We start from the raw sequence: 19,578 nt of genomic DNA, 5'->3' as shown, positions 1-19,578 counted from the left end.
GTGAACGGCCGTACCCCGCTGATGGCGGGCAACTGGAAGATGAACCTCAACCACCTCGAGGCCATCGCCCACGTCCAGAAGCTCGCCTTCGCGCTCGCCGACAAGGACTACGACGCGGTCGAGGTCGCGGTCCTGCCGCCCTTCACCGACCTCCGCTCGGTCCAGACCCTGGTCGACGGCGACAAGCTGAAGATCAAGTACGGTGCCCAGGACCTGTCCGCGCAGGACTCCGGCGCCTACACCGGCGAGATCTCCGGCTCCATGCTGGCGAAGCTGAAGTGCACGTACGTGGCCGTCGGCCACAGCGAGCGCCGGCAGTACCACGGCGAGTCCGACGAGATCTGCAACGCCAAGGTCAAGGCCGCCTACCGGCACGGGCTCACCCCGATCCTGTGCGTCGGCGAGGGCCTGGACGTCCGCAAGGCCGGACAGCAGGTCGCGTACACGCTGAGCCAGCTCGACGGCGGCCTCAAGGACGTCCCGGCCGAGCAGGTCGAGTCCATCGTGATCGCCTACGAGCCCGTCTGGGCCATCGGCACCGGCGAGGTCGCCACCCCCGACGACGCCCAGGAGGTCTGCGGGGCGATCCGCACCCGCCTCGCGGAGCTGTACTCGCAGGAGCTGGCCGACAAGGTCCGCATCCAGTACGGCGGCTCGGTGAAGTCCGGGAACATCGCGGCGATCATGGCCCAGCCCGACGTGGACGGCGCCCTGATCGGCGGCGCGGCACTGGACGCGGAGGAGTTCGTCAAGATCGTCCGCTTCCGCGACCAGTGAGTATGCGGTAGGGCGGATCCGTCGTACCCTTGCGGGGGCCAGGGGCTGAACCACCAGCCACTGGCCCCCGCGCACATCCCGCAAAGCCGGAAAGCCTGAAAAAGCCAGAAAGTAGGAATCAGCCGTGATTATGGGGTTCTCGATCGCCCTGATCGTCTTCAGCGCCCTGCTGATGCTGCTGGTGCTGATGCACAAGGGCAAGGGCGGCGGCCTCTCCGACATGTTCGGCGGCGGAATGCAGTCGTCGGTCGGCGGTTCCTCCGTCGCGGAGCGCAACCTCGACCGCATCACCGTCGTCGTGGGTCTGCTGTGGTTCGCGTGCATCGTCGCGCTCGGTCTGCTCATGAAGTCGAGCAGCTGACCGTTCTGGCCATTCCGGCAGTCCTGTCGGTGGTGCCCGGCCTATCATGAGGTCCGGCGTCCCTAGCGCGGAATCAGTAACTCCGCTCACTGGACGTGCGTTAGGCCTTACGTAGACTTGGGCGCTCCGCGGCGGAAATTCCACTCACACTCCGCGGCACCATCACGCAGGGAGTTACGACCGTGGCAAGTGGCAACGCGATCCGGGGCAGCCGGGTCGGAGCGGGGCCGATGGGTGAGGCAGAGCGCGGCGAGTCCGCGCCCCGCCTGCGCATCTCCTTCTGGTGTTCGAACGGGCACGAGACGCAGCCGAGCTTCGCCAGCGACGCGCAGGTGCCGGACACCTGGGACTGCCCGCGCTGCGGGTTCCCGGCCGGCCAGGACCGGGACAACCCGCCCGCGCCGCCGCGCACCGAACCGTACAAGACGCACCTGGCGTACGTACGGGAACGGCGCTCCGACGCCGACGGCGAGGCGATCCTCGCCGAGGCGCTCGCCAAACTCCGCGGCGAGATCTGACACCCCCCCATGTGTGACGTGAGGCCCGGCTCCGCAGGAATCATCTCCTGCGGAGCCGGGCCTCTTTGTGTGCGTTGCGCCGCTTCTGATCCCTTAAGTTGGTGAACGGCGGGGCACGACAGGACGGAAGAAACGGGTTGATGTCCGAGATGAACGCAGACAGCAGGACGAAGCTCAACCGGACGCCGGAGTGGCTGGCACTCGGCAAGCACCGGGAGGAATTCGGGCAGACGCATCTGCGGGAGCTGTTCGAGGAGAATCCCGGCCGCGGCGCCGACTACACCCTGCAGGTCGGCGACCTGCACATCGACTACTCGAAGCACCTCGTCACCGACGAGACGCTCGCGCTCCTGCGCGAGCTGGCCGCGGCCACCGGGGTGGCCGAGCTGCGCGAGGCGATGTTCGGCGGCGAGAAGATCAACACGACCGAGGACCGGGCGGTGCTGCACACCGCCCTGCGCGCGCCCAGGGACGCCGTCGTCGAGGTGGACGGCGAGAACGTCGTCCCCCGCGTGCACGCCGTCCTGGACAAGATGGCGGCCTTCGCCGACCAGGTCAGGTCGGGGGAGTGGACCGGCTCCACCGGCAAGCGCATCAAGAACGTCGTCAACATCGGCATCGGCGGCTCCGACCTCGGTCCGGCCATGGCCTACGAGGCCCTGCGCGCCTTCGCCGACCGCGCCCTGACCGTGCGCTTCGTGTCCAACGTCGACGGCGCCGACCTGCACGAGGCCGTGCGGGACCTGGACCCGGCCGAGACGCTGTTCATCATCGCCTCCAAGACCTTCACCACCATCGAGACCATCACCAACGCCACCTCGGCGCGCGGCTGGCTGCTGGCCGGCCTCGGCGAAGACCGGATGGCCGTGGCACGGCACTTCGTGGCGCTGTCGACCAACGCCGAGAAGGTCACCGACTTCGGCATCGACCCGGCCAACATGTTCGAGTTCTGGGACTGGGTCGGCGGCCGCTACTCCTTCGACTCGGCCATCGGCCTCTCCCTGATGATCGCGATCGGTCCGGGCGCCTTCCGCGACATGCTGGCCGGCTTCCGCCTGATGGACCAGCACTTCCGCACGGCGCCGCCGGAGGAGAACGCCCCGCTCCTGATGGGCCTGTTGGGGATCTGGTACGGCGCCTTCTTCGACGCCCAGTCGCACGCCGTGCTCCCGTACAGTCACTACCTCTCGCGCTTCACCGCGTACTTGCAGCAGCTGGACATGGAGTCCAACGGCAAGTCCGTGGACCGCGACGGCAATCCGGTGGAGTGGCAGACGGGCCCGGTGGTCTGGGGCACGCCCGGCACCAACGGGCAGCACGCCTACTACCAGCTGATCCACCAGGGGACGAAGATGATCCCCGCGGACTTCATCGGCTTCGCGAAGCCGGTGGCCGAGCTGGAGGCGGCCCCCGCGGCCCAGCACGACCTGCTCATGGCCAACTTCTTCGCGCAGACCCAGGCGCTGGCCTTCGGCAAGACGGCGGACGAGGTGCGCGCCGAAGGCGCCCCGGAATCGCTGGTCCCGCACAAGACCTTCCACGGCAACCACCCGACGACCACCATTCTGGCGACCGAGCTCACCCCGGGGGTGCTCGGCCAGCTGATCGCGCTGTACGAGCACAAGGTGTTCGTCCAGGGCGCGGTGTGGAACATCGACTCCTTCGACCAGTGGGGCGTCGAGCTCGGCAAGGTCCTCGCCAAGCGCGTCGAGCCCGCCCTGACCGAGGGCGTGGACGTCGAGGGCCTCGACCCCTCCACGAAGGCCCTGGTGGCCACGTACCGGAAGCTGCGCGGCCGGATCTGACGGCAGAACGGACGAAGGGCCCGCTCTCCTCGGGAGAGCGGGCCCTTCGCGTCGTACGGGTCAGGAGGAGGCCGGCGGGTACATCCCGGCCGGGAGCTTCGCCGCCGCCGCGCGGTCCAGGAGCCACAGGGTGCGGGAGCGGCCGTACGCCTCCGCGGCCGGGGCCTGCACCCCGCCGGCCCCGCCGAGGGCGATGGAGACCGCTCCGGCCTTGTCCTCGCCGGCCGCCAGCAGCCAGACCTCGCGGGCCGCCCGGATCGCCGGGAGCGTCAGCGAGATACGGGTGGGCGGGGGCTTCGGGGCGCCGTGGACGCCGACCACCGTCCGCTCGCCCTCGCGGGCCGCCGGGTGCTCCGGGAACAGCGAGGCCACGTGCGTGTCCGGGCCCACGCCCAGCATCAGCACGTCGAAGCGCGGGACCGGGCCGTGGTCCTCCGGACCGGCCGCCTTCGCCAGCTCGGCCGCGTAGGCGGCCGCGGCCGCGTCGACATCGGCCCCGTACGGTCCGTCCGAAGCCGGCATCACGTGGACGCGGGCGGGGTCCACCGGGACCGAGTCCAGGAGGGCCTCGCGGGCCTGTGTGTGATTGCGCTCGGGGTCGTCGGCGGGGACGTACCGCTCGTCGCCCCACCAGAGGTCCAGGCGCGCCCAGTCGACGGCGTCGCGGGCGGGGGCGGCGGCCAGTGCGGCGAGGAGACCGTTGCCGTTGCGTCCGCCGGTGAGGACCACGGACGCGGTGCCGCGGGCCGCCTGCGCGTCCACGATCTTCGTGATGAGCCGGGCCGCGGTGGCCTGGGCCATCAGTTCCTTGTCCCGGTGGACGACGACCTGGGGAGTCGTCATACCCATGTGCTGCCGCCTTCTTTGGTAGTGCGGGTGGGGCGGGGACGGGCAACCGCTGCGCGGAGCCGGTCCCCGTCCCGCCCCTCCGGGCAGGGCCCGGTTACTTGTTCGCGGCCTTCTTCGATGGCCTGGCCGCAGGCTTCGGGGCCTCCGGCTTGGGCTCGGCCTCCGCCTCGGCGGGGGCTTCGGGCTTGGCCGGAGCCGGCGCAGCAGACGGGTGGAGCTTCGACACGCCGAACTTCAGCGCGGACTCGTACGTGTTGTCCGGGTCCAGCCGGCGCAGCTCCTCCGCCAGGAGCTCGGCCGTGTCGCGGCGCTTGAGCGCCACGTTCCGGTCGGGCTGCCCCGGCATGCACAGCGTGGCCAGCCCTCCGTCCGCCCGGTTCAGGACGATGTCGCCGTCCTTCGTCGCCAGGCGTACGGAGGTCAGGCCCGGCCCCGGCGACAGCTCGCGGCGGACGGGAACGTGCAGCCGGTCCGCCAGCCACATGGCCAGCAGCTCACAGCTCGGGTTGTCGTCCTCGCCCTCGACGGTCGCCGAGACGACCGTCAGGGCCTGCTGGTCCAGTGCCGCGGCCAGCATGGAGCGCCACGGGGTGATCCGGGTCCACGCAAGGTCCGTGTCCCCCGGTGCGTACGCGCCGGCCCGGGCGGCGAGCGTCCCGACCGGGTGTTCGCAGGAGTACGTGTCCGTGATGCGGCGCTGCCCGAGCGCACCCAGCGGATCGCCCGCCAGGTCCGTGGGAGAACCGTCCGGCCACCAGACGACCACAGGCGCATCCGGAAGGAGCAGCGGGAGAACCACCGACTGGGCGTGGTCGACCAGTTCGCCGTGAAGGCGCAGCACGACCGTCTCACCGCTGCCGGCGTCCGCCCCGACGCGGATCTCCGCGTCGAGCCGGGCGTCACGGCGGCTGCGCGGCGAGCGGCTGGCCCGCTTGATGACGACGACGATCCGCGAGGGGTGTTCGTGGGACGCGTCGTTCGCCGACTTGAGCGCGTCGTACGCGTTCTCCTCGTCGGTCACGATCACCAGCGTGAGGACCATGCCGACCGCCGGCGTGCCGATGTCCCGGCGTGCCTGCACCATCGCGGCGTTGATCTTGCTGGAGTTGGTCTCCGTGAGGTCGATCTTCATGGCCGGCGCCAGCTCCGTCCGTCTCGTGCGAGCATCTCGTCCGCCTCGACCGGACCCCAGGTGCCCGCGGGGTACTGCGCGGGCTTGCCGTGCTTGTCCCAGTACTCCTCGATCGGGTCGAGGATGTTCCAGGACAGCTCGACCTCCTGGTGACGCGGGAAGAGGTTCGCGTCGCCGAGGAGCACGTCGAGGATGAGCCGCTCGTACGCCTCGGGGCTCGACTCCGTGAAGGACTCGCCGTAGGCGAAGTCCATCGTGACGTCCCGGACCTCCATGGAGGTGCCCGGAACCTTGGAACCGAAGCGGACCGTCACGCCCTCGTCCGGCTGGACCCGGATGACCAGGGCGTTCTGCCCCAGCTCCTCGGTCGCGCCCGACTCGAACGGCAGGTACGGGGCACGCTTGAAGACCACGGCGATCTCGGTCACCCGGCGGCCCAGGCGCTTGCCCGTCCGCAGGTAGAACGGGACGCCCGCCCAGCGGCGGTTGTTGATCTCCAGCCGGACGGCCGCGTAGGTGTCGGTCTTCGACTTGGGGTCGATGCCGTCCTCTTCGAGGTACCCGACGACCTTTTCGCCGCCCTGCCACGCCGCCGAGTACTGGCCGCGCACGGTGTGCTTGCCCAGGTCCTCGGGGAGCTCGACGGCCGTGAGGACCTTCAGCTTCTCCGCCACCAGCGCCTTGGGGTGGAAGGAGCCGGGCTCCTCCATCGCGGTGAGCGCGAGCAGCTGCAGCAGGTGGTTCTGGATGACGTCACGGGCCGCGCCGATGCCGTCGTAGTACCCGGCCCGGCCGCCGATGCCGATGTCCTCGGCCATGGTGATCTGCACGTGGTCGACGTACGACCGGTTCCAGATCGGCTCGAACATGGTGTTGGCGAAGCGGAGCGCCAGGATGTTCTGGACGGTCTCCTTGCCGAGGTAGTGGTCGATCCGGAAGACCTCGTCCCGGGGGAAGACCTCGTGGACGACCTTGTTGAGCTCCTCGGCGCTCTTCAGGTCGTGGCCGAAGGGCTTCTCGATGACGGCACGCCGCCAGGAGCCCTCCTTCTGCGCCAGCCCGTGGTTCTTGAGCTGCTGGACCACCTTGGGGAAGAACTTCGGCGGGACCGACAGGTAGAAGGCGAAGTTGCCGCCCGTGCCCTGCGCCTTGTCCAGGTCGTCGATCGTCGCCTTCAGGGTCTCGAAGGCCGCGTCGTCGTCGAAATCGCCCTGTACGAACCGGCAGCCCTGCACCAGCTGCTGCCAGACCTCCTCCCGGAAGGGGGTGCGCGAGTGCTGCTTGACGGCCTCGTACACCTCCTGGGCGAAGTCCTCGTGCTCCCACTCGCGGCGGGCGAACCCGATCAGCGAGAAGCCCGGAGGGAGCAGGCCGCGATTGGCCAGGTCGTAGATGGCAGGCATCAGCTTCTTGCGCGACAGGTCACCCGTAACGCCGAAAATGACCAGGCCGGACGGCCCCGCGATGCGCGGGAGCCGCCGGTCCTGTGCGTCACGAAGCGGGTTCGCTCCGTTCACAGACAAGGTGTTCAGGCCTCCGTGGGGGCAAGGCGCTCAAGCTCCGCCTCGGTCGACTTGAGCAGGTCGTTCCAGGACGCCTCGAACTTCTCGACGCCCTCGTCCTCGAGCAGCTGCACCACATCGTCGTACGAAATGCCCAGCTTCGCGACCGCGTCGAGCTCGGCACGGGCCTGCTCGTAGGTGCCGCGCACGGTGTCACCCGTGATCCGGCCGTGGTCGGCGGTGGCCTCCAGGGTGGCCTCCGGCATGGTGTTCACCGTGTTCGGGGCGACCAGGTCGTCCACGTACAGGGTGTCCTTGTACGCCGGGTCCTTGACGCCCGTCGAGGCCCACAGCGGACGCTGCTTGTTGGCTCCGACGCGCTCCAGGGCGGCCCAGCGGTCCGAGGAGAAGACCTCCTCGTAGGCCTCGTAGGCCAGACGGGCGTTGGCGAGCGCCGCCTTGCCCTTGAGGGCCTTCGCCTCGTCGGTGCCGACCGCGTCCAGGCGCTTGTCGATCTCGCTGTCCACGCGGGACACGAAGAAGGAGGCGACCGAGTGGATCAGGGACAGGTCCAGGCCGGCGGCCTTGGCCTTCTCCAGGCCCGCCAGGTACGCGTCCATGACCTCGCGGTAGCGCTGCAGCGAGAAGATCAGCGTGACGTTGACGCTGATGCCCTTGCCGATGACCTCGGTGATCGCCGGCAGGCCGGCCTTGGTCGCCGGGATCTTGATGAGCGTGTTCGGACGGTCCACCAGCCAGGCCAGCTGCTTGGCCTCGGCGATGGTCGCCGGCGTGCTGTGCGCCAGGCGCGGGTCGACCTCGATGGACACGCGGCCGTCCTGGCCGTCGGTGCGGTCGTAGACCGGGCGCAGGATGTCGGCGGCGTCGCGGACGTCCGCCGTGGTGATCATGCGCAGGGCCTCTTCCACGGTGACCCTGCGGGTCGCGAGGTCGGTGAGCTGCTGCTCGTAGCCCTCGCCGCCGCTGATCGCCTTCTGGAAGATCGCCGGGTTGGTGGTGACACCGACCACGTGCGACTGGTCGATGAGCTCGGCCAGGTTGCCGGACGTGATGCGCTTGCGGGACAGGTCGTCCAGCCAGATCGCCACGCCTTCGTCGGAGAGGCGCTTGAGTGCGTCTGTCATGTGATTACATCTCCTACTTGGTTGCGTGCGGCGTCAGCGCGCGGCGGCGGCGAGGGATTCGTTGGCGGCGGCCACCACGTTCTCGGGGGTGAAGCCGAACTCGCGGAACAGCACCTTCGCGTCGGCCGAGGCACCGAAGTGCTCCAGCGAGACGATGCGGCCGGCGTCGCCGACGTAGCGGTGCCAGGTCAGACCGATGCCCGCCTCGACCGCGACGCGCGCCTTGACCGACGGCGGCAGGACGCTGTCCTTGTACTCCTGCGACTGCTCCTCGAACCACTCGACCGACGGCATCGAGACCACCCGGGTCGGGACGCCCTGCGCCTGGAGCTGCTCGCGGGCCTCGACGGCGAGGTGGACCTCGGAGCCGGTGCCGATGAGCACGACCTGGGCGGGACCGCCGTCGGCCTCGAAGAGCACGTACCCGCCCTTGGCGGCGTCCTCGTTGCGCTCGTAGGTCGGCACGCCCTGGCGGGTGAGCGCCAGACCGTGCGGGGCGCCCTTGCCGAAGACCTTGGTGTGGCGCTTGAGGATCTCGCGCCAGGCGATCGCGGTCTCGTTGGCGTCGGCCGGGCGGACGACGTTCAGGCCCGGGATGGCGCGCAGCGAGGCGAGGTGCTCGACCGGCTGGTGGGTCGGGCCGTCCTCGCCGAGACCGATGGAGTCGTGCGTCCACACGTAGGTCACCGGCAGGTGCATCAGGGACGACAGGCGCACGGCGTTGCGCATGTAGTCGGAGAACACCAGGAAGGTGCCGCCGTAGATACGGGTGTGGCCGTGCAGGGCGATGCCGTTCATGGTCGCGGCCATGGCGTGCTCGCGGATGCCGAAGTGGACGGTACGGCCGTACGGGTCGGCCTCCGGCAGCGGGTTGTCCTTCGGCAGGAACGAGGAGTTCTTGTCGATGGTGGTGTTGTTGGAGCCGGCCAGGTCGGCCGAGCCGCCCCACAGCTCCGGGATGACCGCGCCGAGGGCCTGGAGCACCTTGCCGGAGGCGGCGCGGGTGGCGACGTCCTTGCCGGCCTCGAAGACGGGGAGCTCGTCCTCCCAGCCCGCGGGCAGCTCGTTGGCGTTGATGCGGTCGAACGAGGCGGCGCGCTCCGGGTTCGCCGTGCGCCAGGCGGAGAAGTCCTTCTCCCAGGCGGCCTTGGCCTCGCGGCCGCGGTCGCCGAGGCCGCGGGTGTGCGCGAGGACCTCGTCGGAGACCTCGAAGCTCTTCGCCGGGTCGAAGCCGAGGACGCGCTTGGTGGCCGCGACCTCGTCGTCGCCGAGCGCCGAGCCGTGCGCGGCCTCGGTGTTCTGGGCGTGCGGGGCGGGCCAGGCGATGATCGAGCGGGCCGCGATGAAGGAGGGGCGACCGGTCTCGGCCTTGGCGGCCTGGAGGGCGGCGAAGAGCGCCTTCGGGTCGAGGTCGCCGTTCTCCTGCTGCGCGACGCGCTGGACGTGCCAGCCGTAGGCCTCGTAGCGCTTGAGGGTGTCCTCGGAGACGGCCGTCTCCGTGTCGCCCTCGATGGAGATGTGGTTGTCGTCCCACAGCAGGACGAGGTTGCCCAGCTTCTGGTGGCCGGCCAGCGCGGACGCCTCGTGGGAGATGCCCTCCTGGAGGCAGCCGTCGCCCGCGATCGCGTAGACCATGTGGTCGAACGGGGAGGTGCCCGGGGCGGCCTCCGGGTCGAACAGGCCGCGCTCGTAGCGGGCCGCCATGGCCATGCCCACCGCGTTGGCGACGCCCTGGCCGAGGGGGCCGGTCGTGGTCTCCACGCCGGCCGTGTGGCCGTACTCCGGGTGGCCGGGGGTCTTGGAACCCCACGTGCGGAACGCCTTGAGGTCGTCCAGTTCGAGCCCGAACCCGCCGAGGTACAGCTGGGTGTAGAGCGTCAGGGACGAGTGCCCCGCGGAGAGCACGAAGCGGTCGCGGCCCACCCACTCGGGGTCCGCCGGGTCGTGCCGCATCACCTTCTGGAAGAGGGTGTACGCGGCGGGGGCCAGGCTCATCGCCGTACCGGGGTGGCCGTTCCCGACCTTCTGGACCGCGTCAGCGGCCAGGATGCGGGCGGTGTCGACGGCCCGCTGGTCCAGTTCGGTCCACTCGAGCTCTGTGGTGGTCGGCTTGGTGCTCACCGTGGGTCAGGGCTCCTCTCCACATGTATGAATCCCGGTGACGAACGGTGCACCGGCGCGATTCCGAGCCTACCCCCGCAACGGCGTGCAGCTATTCGAGTGCACTCAGTCCGTCACCGCGCCGCCGACCGGTGTTCACCCGCCCGCGGGGGCTCCGACCGCGTCGTCCCCCGTAGGTATGCACGGTCCGATCGGCCCAACACGAGGCGACCCCGGCGCGGGGCGACGTAAGCGCAACGTCTACAGTGGCGTGGTACGCGCAAGCCTCAACCGGGCCCTCATGTCGATGGCGGCCCCGGGTCGTGGCTTGCTGGATTCTCTCTCAGGGGTGTGCGTGACGGCCGTCGAATCCCGTCCAGCGGCGGTGCTCGGGACGAGCCCCGGTCACCGGCCGTTCGGGGCCCGCGTCATGGCTTTCGTGGCATTGACCAAGCCGCGGATCATCGAACTTCTGCTGATCACCACAGTGCCGGTGATGTTCCTGGCCGAGCAGGGCGTGCCGTCCCTGTGGCTGGTCCTCGTGACCTGCTTCGGCGGCTACTTGTCCGCGGGCGGCGCCAACGCGCTGAACATGTACATCGACCGCGACATCGACGCGCTGATGGACCGGACCTCGCAGCGCCCGCTGGTGACCGGCATGGTCAGCCCGCGCGAGTGCCTGGCCTTCGGCCTCACCCTCGCGGTGGTCTCCACCCTCTTCTTCGGTTTCCTCGTCAACTGGCTGTCGGCGGCGCTGTCGCTCGGCGCGCTCCTCTTCTACGTCGTCGTCTACACGATGCTGCTGAAGCGGCGCACCGCCCAGAACATCGTCTGGGGCGGCATCGCGGGCTGCATGCCGGTGCTCATCGGCTGGTCGTCGGTCACGAACCAGGTCTCCTGGGCCGCGGTCGTCCTCTTCCTCGTCATCTTCTTCTGGACGCCGCCGCACTACTGGCCGCTGTCGATGAAGGTGAAGGACGACTACGCGCGCGCCGGTGTGCCGATGCTCCCCGTCGTGGCGGGCAACAAGGCCGTGGCGAGCCAGATCGTCCTCTACAGCTGGGTGATGGTGGCGGTCTCGCTGCTGCTGACCCCGATGGGGTACACGGGCTGGTTCTACACCTCGGTCGCGCTGGTCTCCGGCGGCTGGTGGCTGTGGGAGGCGCACGCGCTGCACGCGCGGGCCAAGGCGGGCGTGACGGGCGCGAAGCTCAAGGAGATGCGCCTGTTCCACTGGTCGATCACCTACGTGTCGCTGCTGTTCGTGGCGGTGGCCGTGGATCCCTTCCTCCGCTGATTACTCGCCGGTAGCATGCCCTCCATGGGAGACACCGCAGACACCGCAGAAACCGCAGAAACCGCAGCCGCCGCAGGCGCCGCGGACAAGAAGCAGGACCGTACGGCGGCGAAGCTCGCCAAGCAGATCGGCGCCTTCGCCAAGAAGCACGGAGGCGCCGAGGGCCAGCTCGCCCACATCGGGCAGGCCGGCACCCGGATCGTGCTCGTGGGAACGGACGGCGGCTGGGGCGACCTGGTCGCGCCGACGTTCGCGGCGGCGCAGCTGGCCGCCGAGAAGGCCGGGCTGACCCTCCACGAGGAGTTCGACGGCGAGTTCGCCGCGCGGGTGCGCACCGGCCCGTACGAGTGGACGCGGATGGCCGGCATCCAGCTCGGCGGACACGAGAGCTAGACCCTGTCCGGGCGATCGGTCAACAGCGCGAGCAACACCTCACACCCCGCTCACCCGTTAGGACGTGTGGAAGCCCCTTCCTCACGTCCGCAACGGGATGCCCGGATGATCGAAACGCCGCCCCTGGTGGACCAGTACTGCCACGGAGTACTCCGTACGGAGCTGGGCCTGGGCACCTTCGAGGCCAAGCTGATCCGCTCGGCCGGCCCGCCCGCCGCGGGCACCACCTTCTTCGACACCCAGACCGGTTTCGCGGTGCGCCGCTGGTGCCCGCCGCTGCTGGGGCTGGAGCCGCACGCCGCCCCCGCCCGCTATCTGGCGCGGCGGCGCGAGCTGGGCGCCGCCGAGTCGGCCCGGCGGCTGCTGAGGGGGTCCGGGGTCGCCGCGTACCTGGTCGACACCGGGGTGAGCGGGGACGTCACCGGGCCCAAGGAGCTGGCGCTCGCCGGGGACGCGGAGGCCTTCGAGTCGGTCCGGCTGGAGTTACTGGCCGAGCAGGTCGCCGACACCTCCGGGACGGTGTCCGCGTTCCTCGCCAATCTCGCCGAGGCCGTCCACCACGCCACCGCCGGGGCCACGGCCTTCACCTGCGCGGCCGCCTTCGACGGCGTCGGCGTCCCTGCTCTCGTACCCGATCCGCCCGGTCCCGGGGAGGTGCGCGGGGCGGCCGGACGATGGCTGGCCGGGCGGCCCCGGGGCGCGGCCGTACGGGACCCCGTACTCCTGCGGCACCTGCTGTGGAGCGCCGTGTCGTCCGGGCTGCCGCTCCAGCTGCACGCGGGCGTCGCCGATCCCGCGCCGCTGACGGAGTTCGTACGGGCCACCGCGGGCCTGGGCGCGCGGCTGGTGCTGATCGGCGGATACCCCCACCACCGGCACACGGCGCGGCTCGCCGCGGCCTTCCCCCACGTCTACGCCGATGCCGGCGCGGCCCTCGGGCAGACCGGGGCGCGGGCGGCGGCGGTCCTGGCCGAACTGCTGGAGCTGGCGCCGTTCGGGAAGGTGCTGTTCTCCAGCGGCGGCCGGCAGCTGCCCGAACTGCACGCGGTGGGCGCCCTGGTGTTCCGGGAGGCGCTGGGCCGGGTGCTGGGCGGCTGGGTCGCCGAGGGGTCCTGGTCCTGGCGGGACGCGGACCGGGTGGCCGGCCTGGTCGCGGCGGGCAACGCCCGCCGCGTCTACCGGCTGGACGGCCCCGGCGGGCTCTGACGGGCTCTGACGGGCCCGGGGCTCAGACGGCGGAGAGCTGCGGGTCGCCCTGGGAGGGGATCTCCGCCTCCTCGGCCGGCCGCTCGCGCAGGCTCAGCGCGACCCGGAGCGCGGCGATCCACACCAGGCAGGAGCCCAGCATGTGGGCGGCGACCAGGGCCTCGGGGACCTGGGTGGCGTACTGCACGTAGCCGATGGCGCCCTGGGCGAGCAGCACGACCAGCAGGTCGCGGGCGCGCGCCCGGGTGTCGGCCGGGGCGTCGACGACCCGCAGGACCAGCCACATCGCGACGGCGAGCGCGCACACCAGCCAGGCGGCGACGGCGTGCACGTGGGCGGTGGCTTCCCAGTCGAAGGGCATGCGCCGGATCTCGCTGCTGTCACCGGCGTGCGGGCCGGAGCCGGTCACGACGGTGCCCGCCGCGATCAGGACGAGGGCGGTCGCGAGCAGTGCCCACGACAGCTTGCGCACCGGGCCGGGCACGCGCGGCCTGGGGGAGCCGTCGCCCTCGCGGGTGCGCTGCCAGGTGAGCGTCGTCACGGTGATCAGGGCGGTGGCGAGCAGGAAGTGCCCGGCCACGCTGTACGGGTTGAGCCCCGTCAGGACGGTGATGCCGCCGAGCACGGCGTTCGCCAGCACGACGAAGAACTGCACCCAGCCGAGCTTCGTGAGGGAGCGGCGCCAGGGCTTGGCCGAGCGGGCGGCGATGATCGCCCAGCCGACGGCCGCGCTGAGCACGTAGGTCAGCATGCGGTTGCCGAACTCGATGGCGCCGTGGAAGCCCTGCTCCTGCGTCACGATCAGGCTGTCGTCGGTGCACTTGGGCCAGGTGTCGCAGCCGAGGCCGGACCCGGTCAGCCGTACCGCGCCGCCGGTGACGACGATGACCACGCTCATGACGAGCGCGGCGAGTGCGGCCCGCTGGACGGTCCGGGGTGACGGGGTCCAGCGGCTGGCGATGTGGGCGAGGGGGTTCAACACGCCCCATATCGTAGGCGACCCCTTGTGCAAACTTTCACGAGGGGGTGCCCACGCCGGCGTCGGGACCGACGACCAGGCGGTACTTCGCTCCCGCGGGCTCGCCCTCCTCGTGCCACCACAGGAGGATGCGCCAAGGGACGCCGTCGCCCGGGCAGTCCGCCGAGCCGACGAACCCGCGCAGCAGTTCGCCCGCTACGTCCTCGGCCGTGCGATTCCTTACTTCCGCCGTGCTGTGCCAGGGATGGGGTAATACGTTCCACAGCCCGTCGGAGCCCCGCACCTCGACGCGCCACACCGCGAGCCAGGGCGTGACCTCCAGCATCGTCCGTACCTGTTCGGGATCGAGGCGCAGCCGGGCCGCCACCTCGGATTCCTCCACCCCCTGGATGCGGGCGGCCACCACGGCCTGCGGCAGCAGCCGTTCGGGCATCAGCCCCCGCGCGCGCAGGCCGACCAGGGACTCGAAGGTCAGGAAGCGCAGCCGCAGTTCCAGCTGGCGCCCGATGTGGTCCAGGGCCTCCTCGGCCTCCTGCGACGCCTCCGCGGCGGGATCCGCGAGCAGCAGCTGGCGGAAGTCGGACTCCGCGTCCACCGCCCAGGCCACCGCGTCCTCGGCGAAGCCCAGCTCGGCGAGGCGGTCCCCGAGGAACACCTTGGCCTGGGCGAGGCCCCGCCGGTTGACCGGATCGCGCTGGTCCAGGCCCGCCCACACCTCCACCGCGCTCCGGGTCAGGTCGCGGGCGCGCTCACCGGCCGCCCGCTCCATGGCGCTCGGCCCCTCACCGCCGGCCGGACCCAGCGGGTGCTTCGGCAGCCGGGCCTCGTCGCTCAGCGGCCAGGCCAGCCACACCCCGTGGTTGATCAGCCCGCGGGCGTACCAGCGGGCGAACTCGGGGGAGTACCGGGCCGCGCGCTCGGAACTGCGCAGCCCCTCCTCGATCGTGGCCAGCGCTCCCGCGCGGTCCCCCGCGGCGAACCGCAGCGCGGCCCGGTCGGCGAGGCGCAGCCCGAGCAGCGCGGCGCACTGCGGGTCGTCCGCGAGGGGGCGCAGGGCGCCGATCAGTTCGTCGAGGAGCCGCTCGCGCTCCTCCGGTTCCGCGTGCGCCGCCCCCGACCGCACCTGTGCCCACTGCTCGTCCAGCCGAAGTACGGCCTCCCGCTGCACCATGTCCGCCCCCCGGCTTCATGTGTGGAGGCGCCCATCCTCGCGGCATTCTCGGCGCGAGGGGAAGGGTTTCATTCCCAGCGGAAGAGGCGCGCGGCGGCGCCCAGACCGAGTACGGCCCAGCCGGCGAGCACGGCCGCGTCGCCCCACGGCAGCGGGGCCCCGTGCCGGAGCACCTCGCGCAGGCCGTCGGACAGGGCCGCGATGGGCAGCAGGCCCAGGACGGACTGCGCGGCCTCGGGGAACTTCTCCAGGGGCACGATCACCCCGCCGCCCACCAGCAGCAGCAGGAAGACCAGGTTGGCGGCGGCCAGGGTCATCTCGGCCTTGAGCGTGCCCGCCATCAGCAGCCCCAGCCCGGAGAAGGCGGCGGTGCCCAGCAGTATCAGCGCGGCCACCGACAGCGGGTTCCCGTGCGGGGACCAGCCCAGGGCGAGGGCGATCACCGTCAGCAGGGCGATCTGGAGCACCTCGGTGACCAGCACCGACAGGGTCTTGGCGGCCATCAGGGCCCAGCGCGGCAGCGGGGAGGCCCCGAGCCGCTTGAGGACCCCGTAGCGGCGGTCGAAGCCGGTGGCGATGGCCTGGCCGGTGAAGGCGGTGGACATCACGGCGAGCGCCAGGACGCCGGGGGCGAGGAAGTCCACGGACTTCTCGCCGCCCCCCTCCCGAAGGGGCACGCTGACGATGTCGACGGCGGAGAAGAGGGTCAGCAGCAGCGCCGGAATGATCACGGTCAGCAGCAGCTGCTCCCCGTTGCGCAGCAGCATCCGGGTCTCCAGAGCCGTCTGCGCGAGGATCATGCGGGACACGGGCGCGGCCCCCGGGTTGGGGGTGAACGTACCGGCGCTCATGCGCGCAGCTCCTTACCGGTCAGTTCCAGGAACACGTCTTCGAGGGTGTGCCGCTCCACGGTGAGGCTGTCCGGCATCACGCCGTGCTGCGCGCACCAGGAGGCCACGGTGGCCAGCAGCTGCGGGTGGACGTCGCCCGTGACCCGGTAGGTGCCGGGGAGGATCTCGGCGGCCTGGGTCCCGTCGGGCAGCGCCTTCAGCAGCGAGGCGAGGTCGAGGGAGGGGCGGCCGGTGAAGCGCAGGGTGTTCTCGGCGCCGCCCCGGCAGAGCTGCTCGGGGCTGCCGTGCGCGATGACCCGGCCCGCGTCCACGATGGCGACCTCGTCCGAGAGCTGCTCGGCCTCGTCCATGTGGTGGGTGGTGAGGACGACGCCGACCCCGTCGGTGCGCAGCTCCCGTACGAGGTCCCAGGTCGCGCGGCGGGCCTGGGGGTCCAGGCCGGCGGTGGGCTCGTCCAGGAAGACCAGCTCGGGGCGGCCGACGACGGCCATGGCCAGGGCCAAGCGCTGCTGCTGGCCGCCGGAGAGCCGGCGGTAGGGGGTGCGGCCGCAGCCGCCGAGTCCGAGGCGTTCCACCAGGGTGTCGACGTCGAGCGGGTCGGCGTAGAGCTTGGCCATGTGGCGCAGCATCTCGACCGCGCGGGCTCCGGAGTAGACGCCTCCGGACTGGAGCATCACGCCGATCCGCGGGCGCAGTGCCCCGGCCTGGGCGACGGGGTCGAGGCCGAGCACGCGGACGGTCCCGGCGTCGGGGCGGTGGTAGCCCTCGCAGGTCTCCACCGTGGTCGTCTTGCCCGCGCCGTTGGGACCGAGGACCGCGGTGACGGTGGCCCTGCGGACGGTGAGGTCCAGCCCGTCCACCGCTGTCTTGGCGCCGAACCGCTTCACCAGTCCGCGGATCTCCACGGCGGGGTCGTTGCTCATGAGGGGTGAGTCTACGGAGCCGCGGGAGGGGGCACGGGCCCCGGGTCGGGGGGTGACGGGCGGCTCGTTCCTGACCTGGCGTAGCGGAATACGGTTCTTTTCCGCCGGCCTGTCCGGATGACCCGGCCGCTTTCCGTGATCCTTTCCGGTGCTCGGTGCGCACGGCTGCGGGGAACGCCCAGGGGTGGAGGTGTGCTGGTGGGGGCCGTTTGCCGGTGCTCCGGACCCGCTCGGGAGGACCGCGGAAGGCTCCCCTCGAAGTAACTCTGCGTCGACAGATTAGGTAACCCTTAGTGATGGAGGCCACCAGGAGTGGCCTCGGTCACGGCTTGTCGGGGCTCGACTAATTACGCAACAATGGCGTTGTGAAATACGGCGAACGGCAGATCGAGACCCCCCAGGGGGAGCTCGCCACCGGGGAGCGGTCAACCCGCAACCGAGTGGCGCGCTCGATCCTGGACCACGGTCCGTCCACCGTCGCCGACCTCGCGCAGCGCCTCGGCCTCACCCAGGCCGCCGTCCGCCGCCACCTCGACACGCTCGTCACCGACGACGTGGTCGAGGCCCGTGAGCAGCGTGTGTACGGTGCGCGCACCCGGGGTCGGCCCGCCAAGGTCTTCGCGCTCACCGACTGCGGCCGGGACGCCTTCGACCAGTCCTACGACACCCTCGCCGCCGACGCCCTGCGCTGGATCGCGCAGTCGGTCGGCGGCGGCGAACAGGGCGAGGCGGCCGTCGCCGCCTTCGCCAGGGCGCGGATGGAGACGCAGGCGCGGAGCTACCGGGAAGCCGTCGACGCGGCCGCCCCCGCGGACCGCGCGGAGGCCCTGGCCAAGGCGTTGACCGCGGACGGGTACGCTGCTACGGCGAAGAGCGCTCCCGGTCCGCACAGCGGTGAACAGCTCTGCCAGCACCACTGCCCGGTCGCCCACGTGGCCGAGCAGTTCCCGCAGCTCTGCGAGGCGGAGACCGAGGTCTTCTCTCGCCTGCTGGGAACGCACGTACAGCGCCTCGCCACGATCGCCCACGGCGACGGAGTGTGCACGACGTTCATTCCGCGCAGCGCGGGCACCACACAGACCGACACATCAGTATCTGCAAGTACGGCCGGGAGGAACCCCGCATGACCACGGAGACTGCTCACCCTGAGCTCGATGGCCTGGGCACCTACGAATACGGCTGGGCCGACTCCGACGCGGCCGGTGCCGCTGCCAAGCGGGGTCTGTCCGAAGAGGTCGTCCGCGACATCTCGGCGAAGAAGTCCGAGCCCGAGTGGATGCTGAAGCTGCGCCTCAAGGGCCTGAAGCTGTTCGACAAGAAGCCCATGCCGAACTGGGGCTCCGACCTCTCGGGCATCGACTTCGACAACATCAAGTACTTCGTGCGCTCCACCGAGAAGCAGGCCGCTTCCTGGGAGGACCTGCCCGAGGACATCAAGAACACGTACGACAAGCTCGGCATCCCGGAGGCGGAGAAGCAGCGCCTCGTCGCCGGTGTCGCGGCCCAGTACGAGTCCGAGGTCGTCTACCACCAGATCCGTGAGGACCTGGAGGAGCAGGGCGTCATCTTCCTCGACACGGACACCGCGCTGAAGGAGCACCCCGAGCTCTTCCAGGAGTACTTCGGCACGGTCATCCCGGTCGGCGACAACAAGTTCGCGTCGCTGAACACCGCCGTGTGGTCGGGCGGCTCGTTCATCTACGTGCCCAAGGGCGTCAAGGTCGACATCCCGCTCCAGGCCTACTTCCGCATCAACACGGAGAACATGGGCCAGTTCGAGCGGACGCTGATCATCGTCGACGAGGACGCCTACGTCCACTACGTCGAGGGCTGCACCGCCCCGATCTACTCCTCGGACTCGCTGCACAGCGCCGTGGTCGAGATCATCGTGAAGAAGGGCGGCCGCTGCCGCTACACGACGATCCAGAACTGGTCGAACAACGTCTACAACCTGGTCACCAAGCGCGCCGTGGCGTACGAGGGCGCGACCATGGAGTGGATCGACGGCAACATCGGTTCCAAGGTCACCATGAAGTACCCGGCCGTCTACCTGATGGGCGAGCACGCCAAGGGCGAGACCCTCTCCATCGCCTTCGCCGGCGAGGGCCAGCACCAGGACGCCGGCTCCAAGATGGTCCACATGGCGCCGAACACCTCCTCGAACATCGTCTCCAAGTCGGTGGCGCGAGGCGGCGGCCGCACCTCGTACCGCGGCCTGGTCGAGATCGGCGAGGGCGCCCACGGCTCGAAGTCCAACGTGCTGTGCGACGCGCTCCTCGTCGACACCATCTCCCGCTCGGACACGTACCCCTACGTGGACGTCCGTGAGGACGACGTCTCCATGGGCCACGAGGCCACCGTCTCCAAGGTCTCCGACGACCAGCTCTTCTACCTGATGAGCCGCGGTATGACGGAGTTCGAGGCGATGGCCATGATCGTGCGCGGCTTCGTCGAGCCCATCGCGCGCGAGCTGCCCATGGAGTACGCCCTGGAGCTGAACCGGCTGATCGAGCTGCAGATGGAGGGCTCGGTCGGCTAGTCCCGACCCGCCCGAGTCCCGCAGACATCA

At 70.8% G+C, this 19,578-nt stretch carries 18 protein-coding genes; 9 read left to right on the top strand and 9 right to left on the bottom strand.

The features are described 5' to 3' along the window. The 4 genes from tpiA (at position 1) to pgi (ending at position 3,461) form a co-directional block, all read left to right on the top strand. Complete coding sequence (gene tpiA / locus ACZ6JT_RS33500) at positions 1–777, top strand: triose-phosphate isomerase (protein WP_469215820.1); 777 nt, start codon at positions 1–3, stop codon at positions 775–777. A gap of 130 nt (positions 778–907) precedes the next feature. Further along, a complete protein-coding gene (secG, locus tag ACZ6JT_RS33495) occupies positions 908–1,138 on the top strand; it encodes a preprotein translocase subunit SecG (RefSeq protein WP_030388924.1) in 231 nt (76 codons plus the stop codon). A 182-nt stretch (positions 1,139–1,320) separates the two neighbouring features. Beyond that, positions 1,321–1,656 (top strand): RNA polymerase-binding protein RbpA, encoded by a 336-nt coding sequence (locus ACZ6JT_RS33490; RefSeq protein WP_010352468.1) that lies wholly within the window; start codon positions 1,321–1,323, stop codon positions 1,654–1,656. Between the two features lie 149 nt (positions 1,657–1,805). After that, complete coding sequence (gene pgi / locus ACZ6JT_RS33485; protein WP_469215818.1) at positions 1,806–3,461, top strand: glucose-6-phosphate isomerase; 1,656 nt, start codon at positions 1,806–1,808, stop codon at positions 3,459–3,461. 60 nt (positions 3,462–3,521) lie between these two features. On the opposite strand, the gene pgl is transcribed toward pgi, so the two are convergent. The 5 genes from pgl to tkt all read right to left on the bottom strand — a co-directional run bounded on the left by pgl (position 3,522) and on the right by tkt (position 10,210). Then, positions 3,522–4,304, bottom strand: coding sequence for a 6-phosphogluconolactonase (gene pgl / locus ACZ6JT_RS33480; protein ID WP_469215689.1), 783 nt, complete (start codon positions 4,302–4,304; stop codon positions 3,522–3,524). Positions 4,305–4,404: 100 nt separating this feature from the next. Continuing rightward, positions 4,405–5,442 (bottom strand): glucose-6-phosphate dehydrogenase assembly protein OpcA, encoded by a 1,038-nt coding sequence (gene opcA / locus ACZ6JT_RS33475; protein ID WP_469215687.1) that lies wholly within the window; start codon positions 5,440–5,442, stop codon positions 4,405–4,407. Next, on the bottom strand, positions 5,439–6,965 hold the full coding sequence (gene zwf / locus ACZ6JT_RS33470; protein ID WP_469215685.1) for a glucose-6-phosphate dehydrogenase: 1,527 nt from the start codon (positions 6,963–6,965) through the stop codon (positions 5,439–5,441). The genes opcA and zwf overlap by 4 nt, the downstream gene beginning before the upstream one ends. Before the next feature lie 5 nt (positions 6,966–6,970). Continuing rightward, entirely contained in the window at positions 6,971–8,089 is a 1,119-nt protein-coding gene (gene tal, locus ACZ6JT_RS33465; RefSeq protein WP_469215684.1) for a transaldolase, read from the bottom strand. A 33-nt stretch (positions 8,090–8,122) separates the two neighbouring features. Further along, entirely contained in the window at positions 8,123–10,210 is a 2,088-nt protein-coding gene (gene tkt, locus ACZ6JT_RS33460) for a transketolase (RefSeq protein WP_469215682.1), read from the bottom strand. 328 nt (positions 10,211–10,538) lie between these two features. Between tkt and ACZ6JT_RS33455 the strand changes: the two genes are divergently transcribed. The 3 genes from ACZ6JT_RS33455 to ACZ6JT_RS33445 all read left to right on the top strand — a co-directional run bounded on the left by ACZ6JT_RS33455 (position 10,539) and on the right by ACZ6JT_RS33445 (position 13,085). Further along, positions 10,539–11,486, top strand: a complete 948-nt coding sequence (locus ACZ6JT_RS33455) for a heme o synthase (protein WP_469215817.1) — start codon at positions 10,539–10,541, stop codon at positions 11,484–11,486. Between the two features lie 15 nt (positions 11,487–11,501). After that, on the top strand, positions 11,502–11,879 hold the full coding sequence (locus tag ACZ6JT_RS33450; protein WP_469215680.1) for a hypothetical protein: 378 nt from the start codon (positions 11,502–11,504) through the stop codon (positions 11,877–11,879). Positions 11,880–11,984: 105 nt separating this feature from the next. Continuing rightward, positions 11,985–13,085 carry an amidohydrolase family protein gene (locus ACZ6JT_RS33445; RefSeq protein WP_469215676.1) on the top strand — a complete coding sequence of 367 codons (1,101 nt, stop codon included), beginning with the start codon at positions 11,985–11,987 and terminating at the stop codon, positions 13,083–13,085. Between the two features lie 22 nt (positions 13,086–13,107). Here ACZ6JT_RS33445 and ACZ6JT_RS33440 read toward each other — a convergent pair whose 3' ends face one another. The 4 genes from ACZ6JT_RS33440 to ACZ6JT_RS33425 all read right to left on the bottom strand — a co-directional run bounded on the left by ACZ6JT_RS33440 (position 13,108) and on the right by ACZ6JT_RS33425 (position 17,009). After that, the gene (locus tag ACZ6JT_RS33440) at positions 13,108–14,097 is read right to left on the bottom strand and encodes a COX15/CtaA family protein (RefSeq protein ID WP_469215674.1); all 990 of its coding nucleotides are present in this window, start codon (positions 14,095–14,097) and stop codon (positions 13,108–13,110) included. Between the two features lie 4 nt (positions 14,098–14,101). Beyond that, positions 14,102–15,235, bottom strand: a complete 1,134-nt coding sequence (locus ACZ6JT_RS33435; protein WP_469215673.1) for a hypothetical protein — start codon at positions 15,233–15,235, stop codon at positions 14,102–14,104. Positions 15,236–15,303: 68 nt separating this feature from the next. Then, positions 15,304–16,086, bottom strand: coding sequence for an ABC transporter permease (locus tag ACZ6JT_RS33430; RefSeq protein WP_469215671.1), 783 nt, complete (start codon positions 16,084–16,086; stop codon positions 15,304–15,306). Continuing rightward, positions 16,083–17,009 carry an ABC transporter ATP-binding protein gene (locus ACZ6JT_RS33425; protein WP_469215670.1) on the bottom strand — a complete coding sequence of 309 codons (927 nt, stop codon included), beginning with the start codon at positions 17,007–17,009 and terminating at the stop codon, positions 16,083–16,085. Before ACZ6JT_RS33425 ends, ACZ6JT_RS33430 begins: the two co-directional genes overlap by 4 nt. Before the next feature lie 365 nt (positions 17,010–17,374). Here ACZ6JT_RS33425 and ACZ6JT_RS33420 point away from each other — a divergent pair, with 365 nt between their 5' ends. Further along, entirely contained in the window at positions 17,375–18,136 is a 762-nt protein-coding gene (locus ACZ6JT_RS33420) for a helix-turn-helix transcriptional regulator (protein WP_469215669.1), read from the top strand. Then, positions 18,133–19,548, top strand: coding sequence for a Fe-S cluster assembly protein SufB (sufB, locus tag ACZ6JT_RS33415; protein WP_469215667.1), 1,416 nt, complete (start codon positions 18,133–18,135; stop codon positions 19,546–19,548). The genes ACZ6JT_RS33420 and sufB overlap by 4 nt, the downstream gene beginning before the upstream one ends. The last annotated feature ends 30 nt before the right edge of the window (positions 19,549–19,578 follow it).

The organism is Streptomyces sp. NPDC046308, assembly GCF_055588065.1.
The sequence above is the reverse complement of the archived record's forward strand: the minus strand, read 5'-3'. Positions and strand labels throughout refer to the sequence as shown.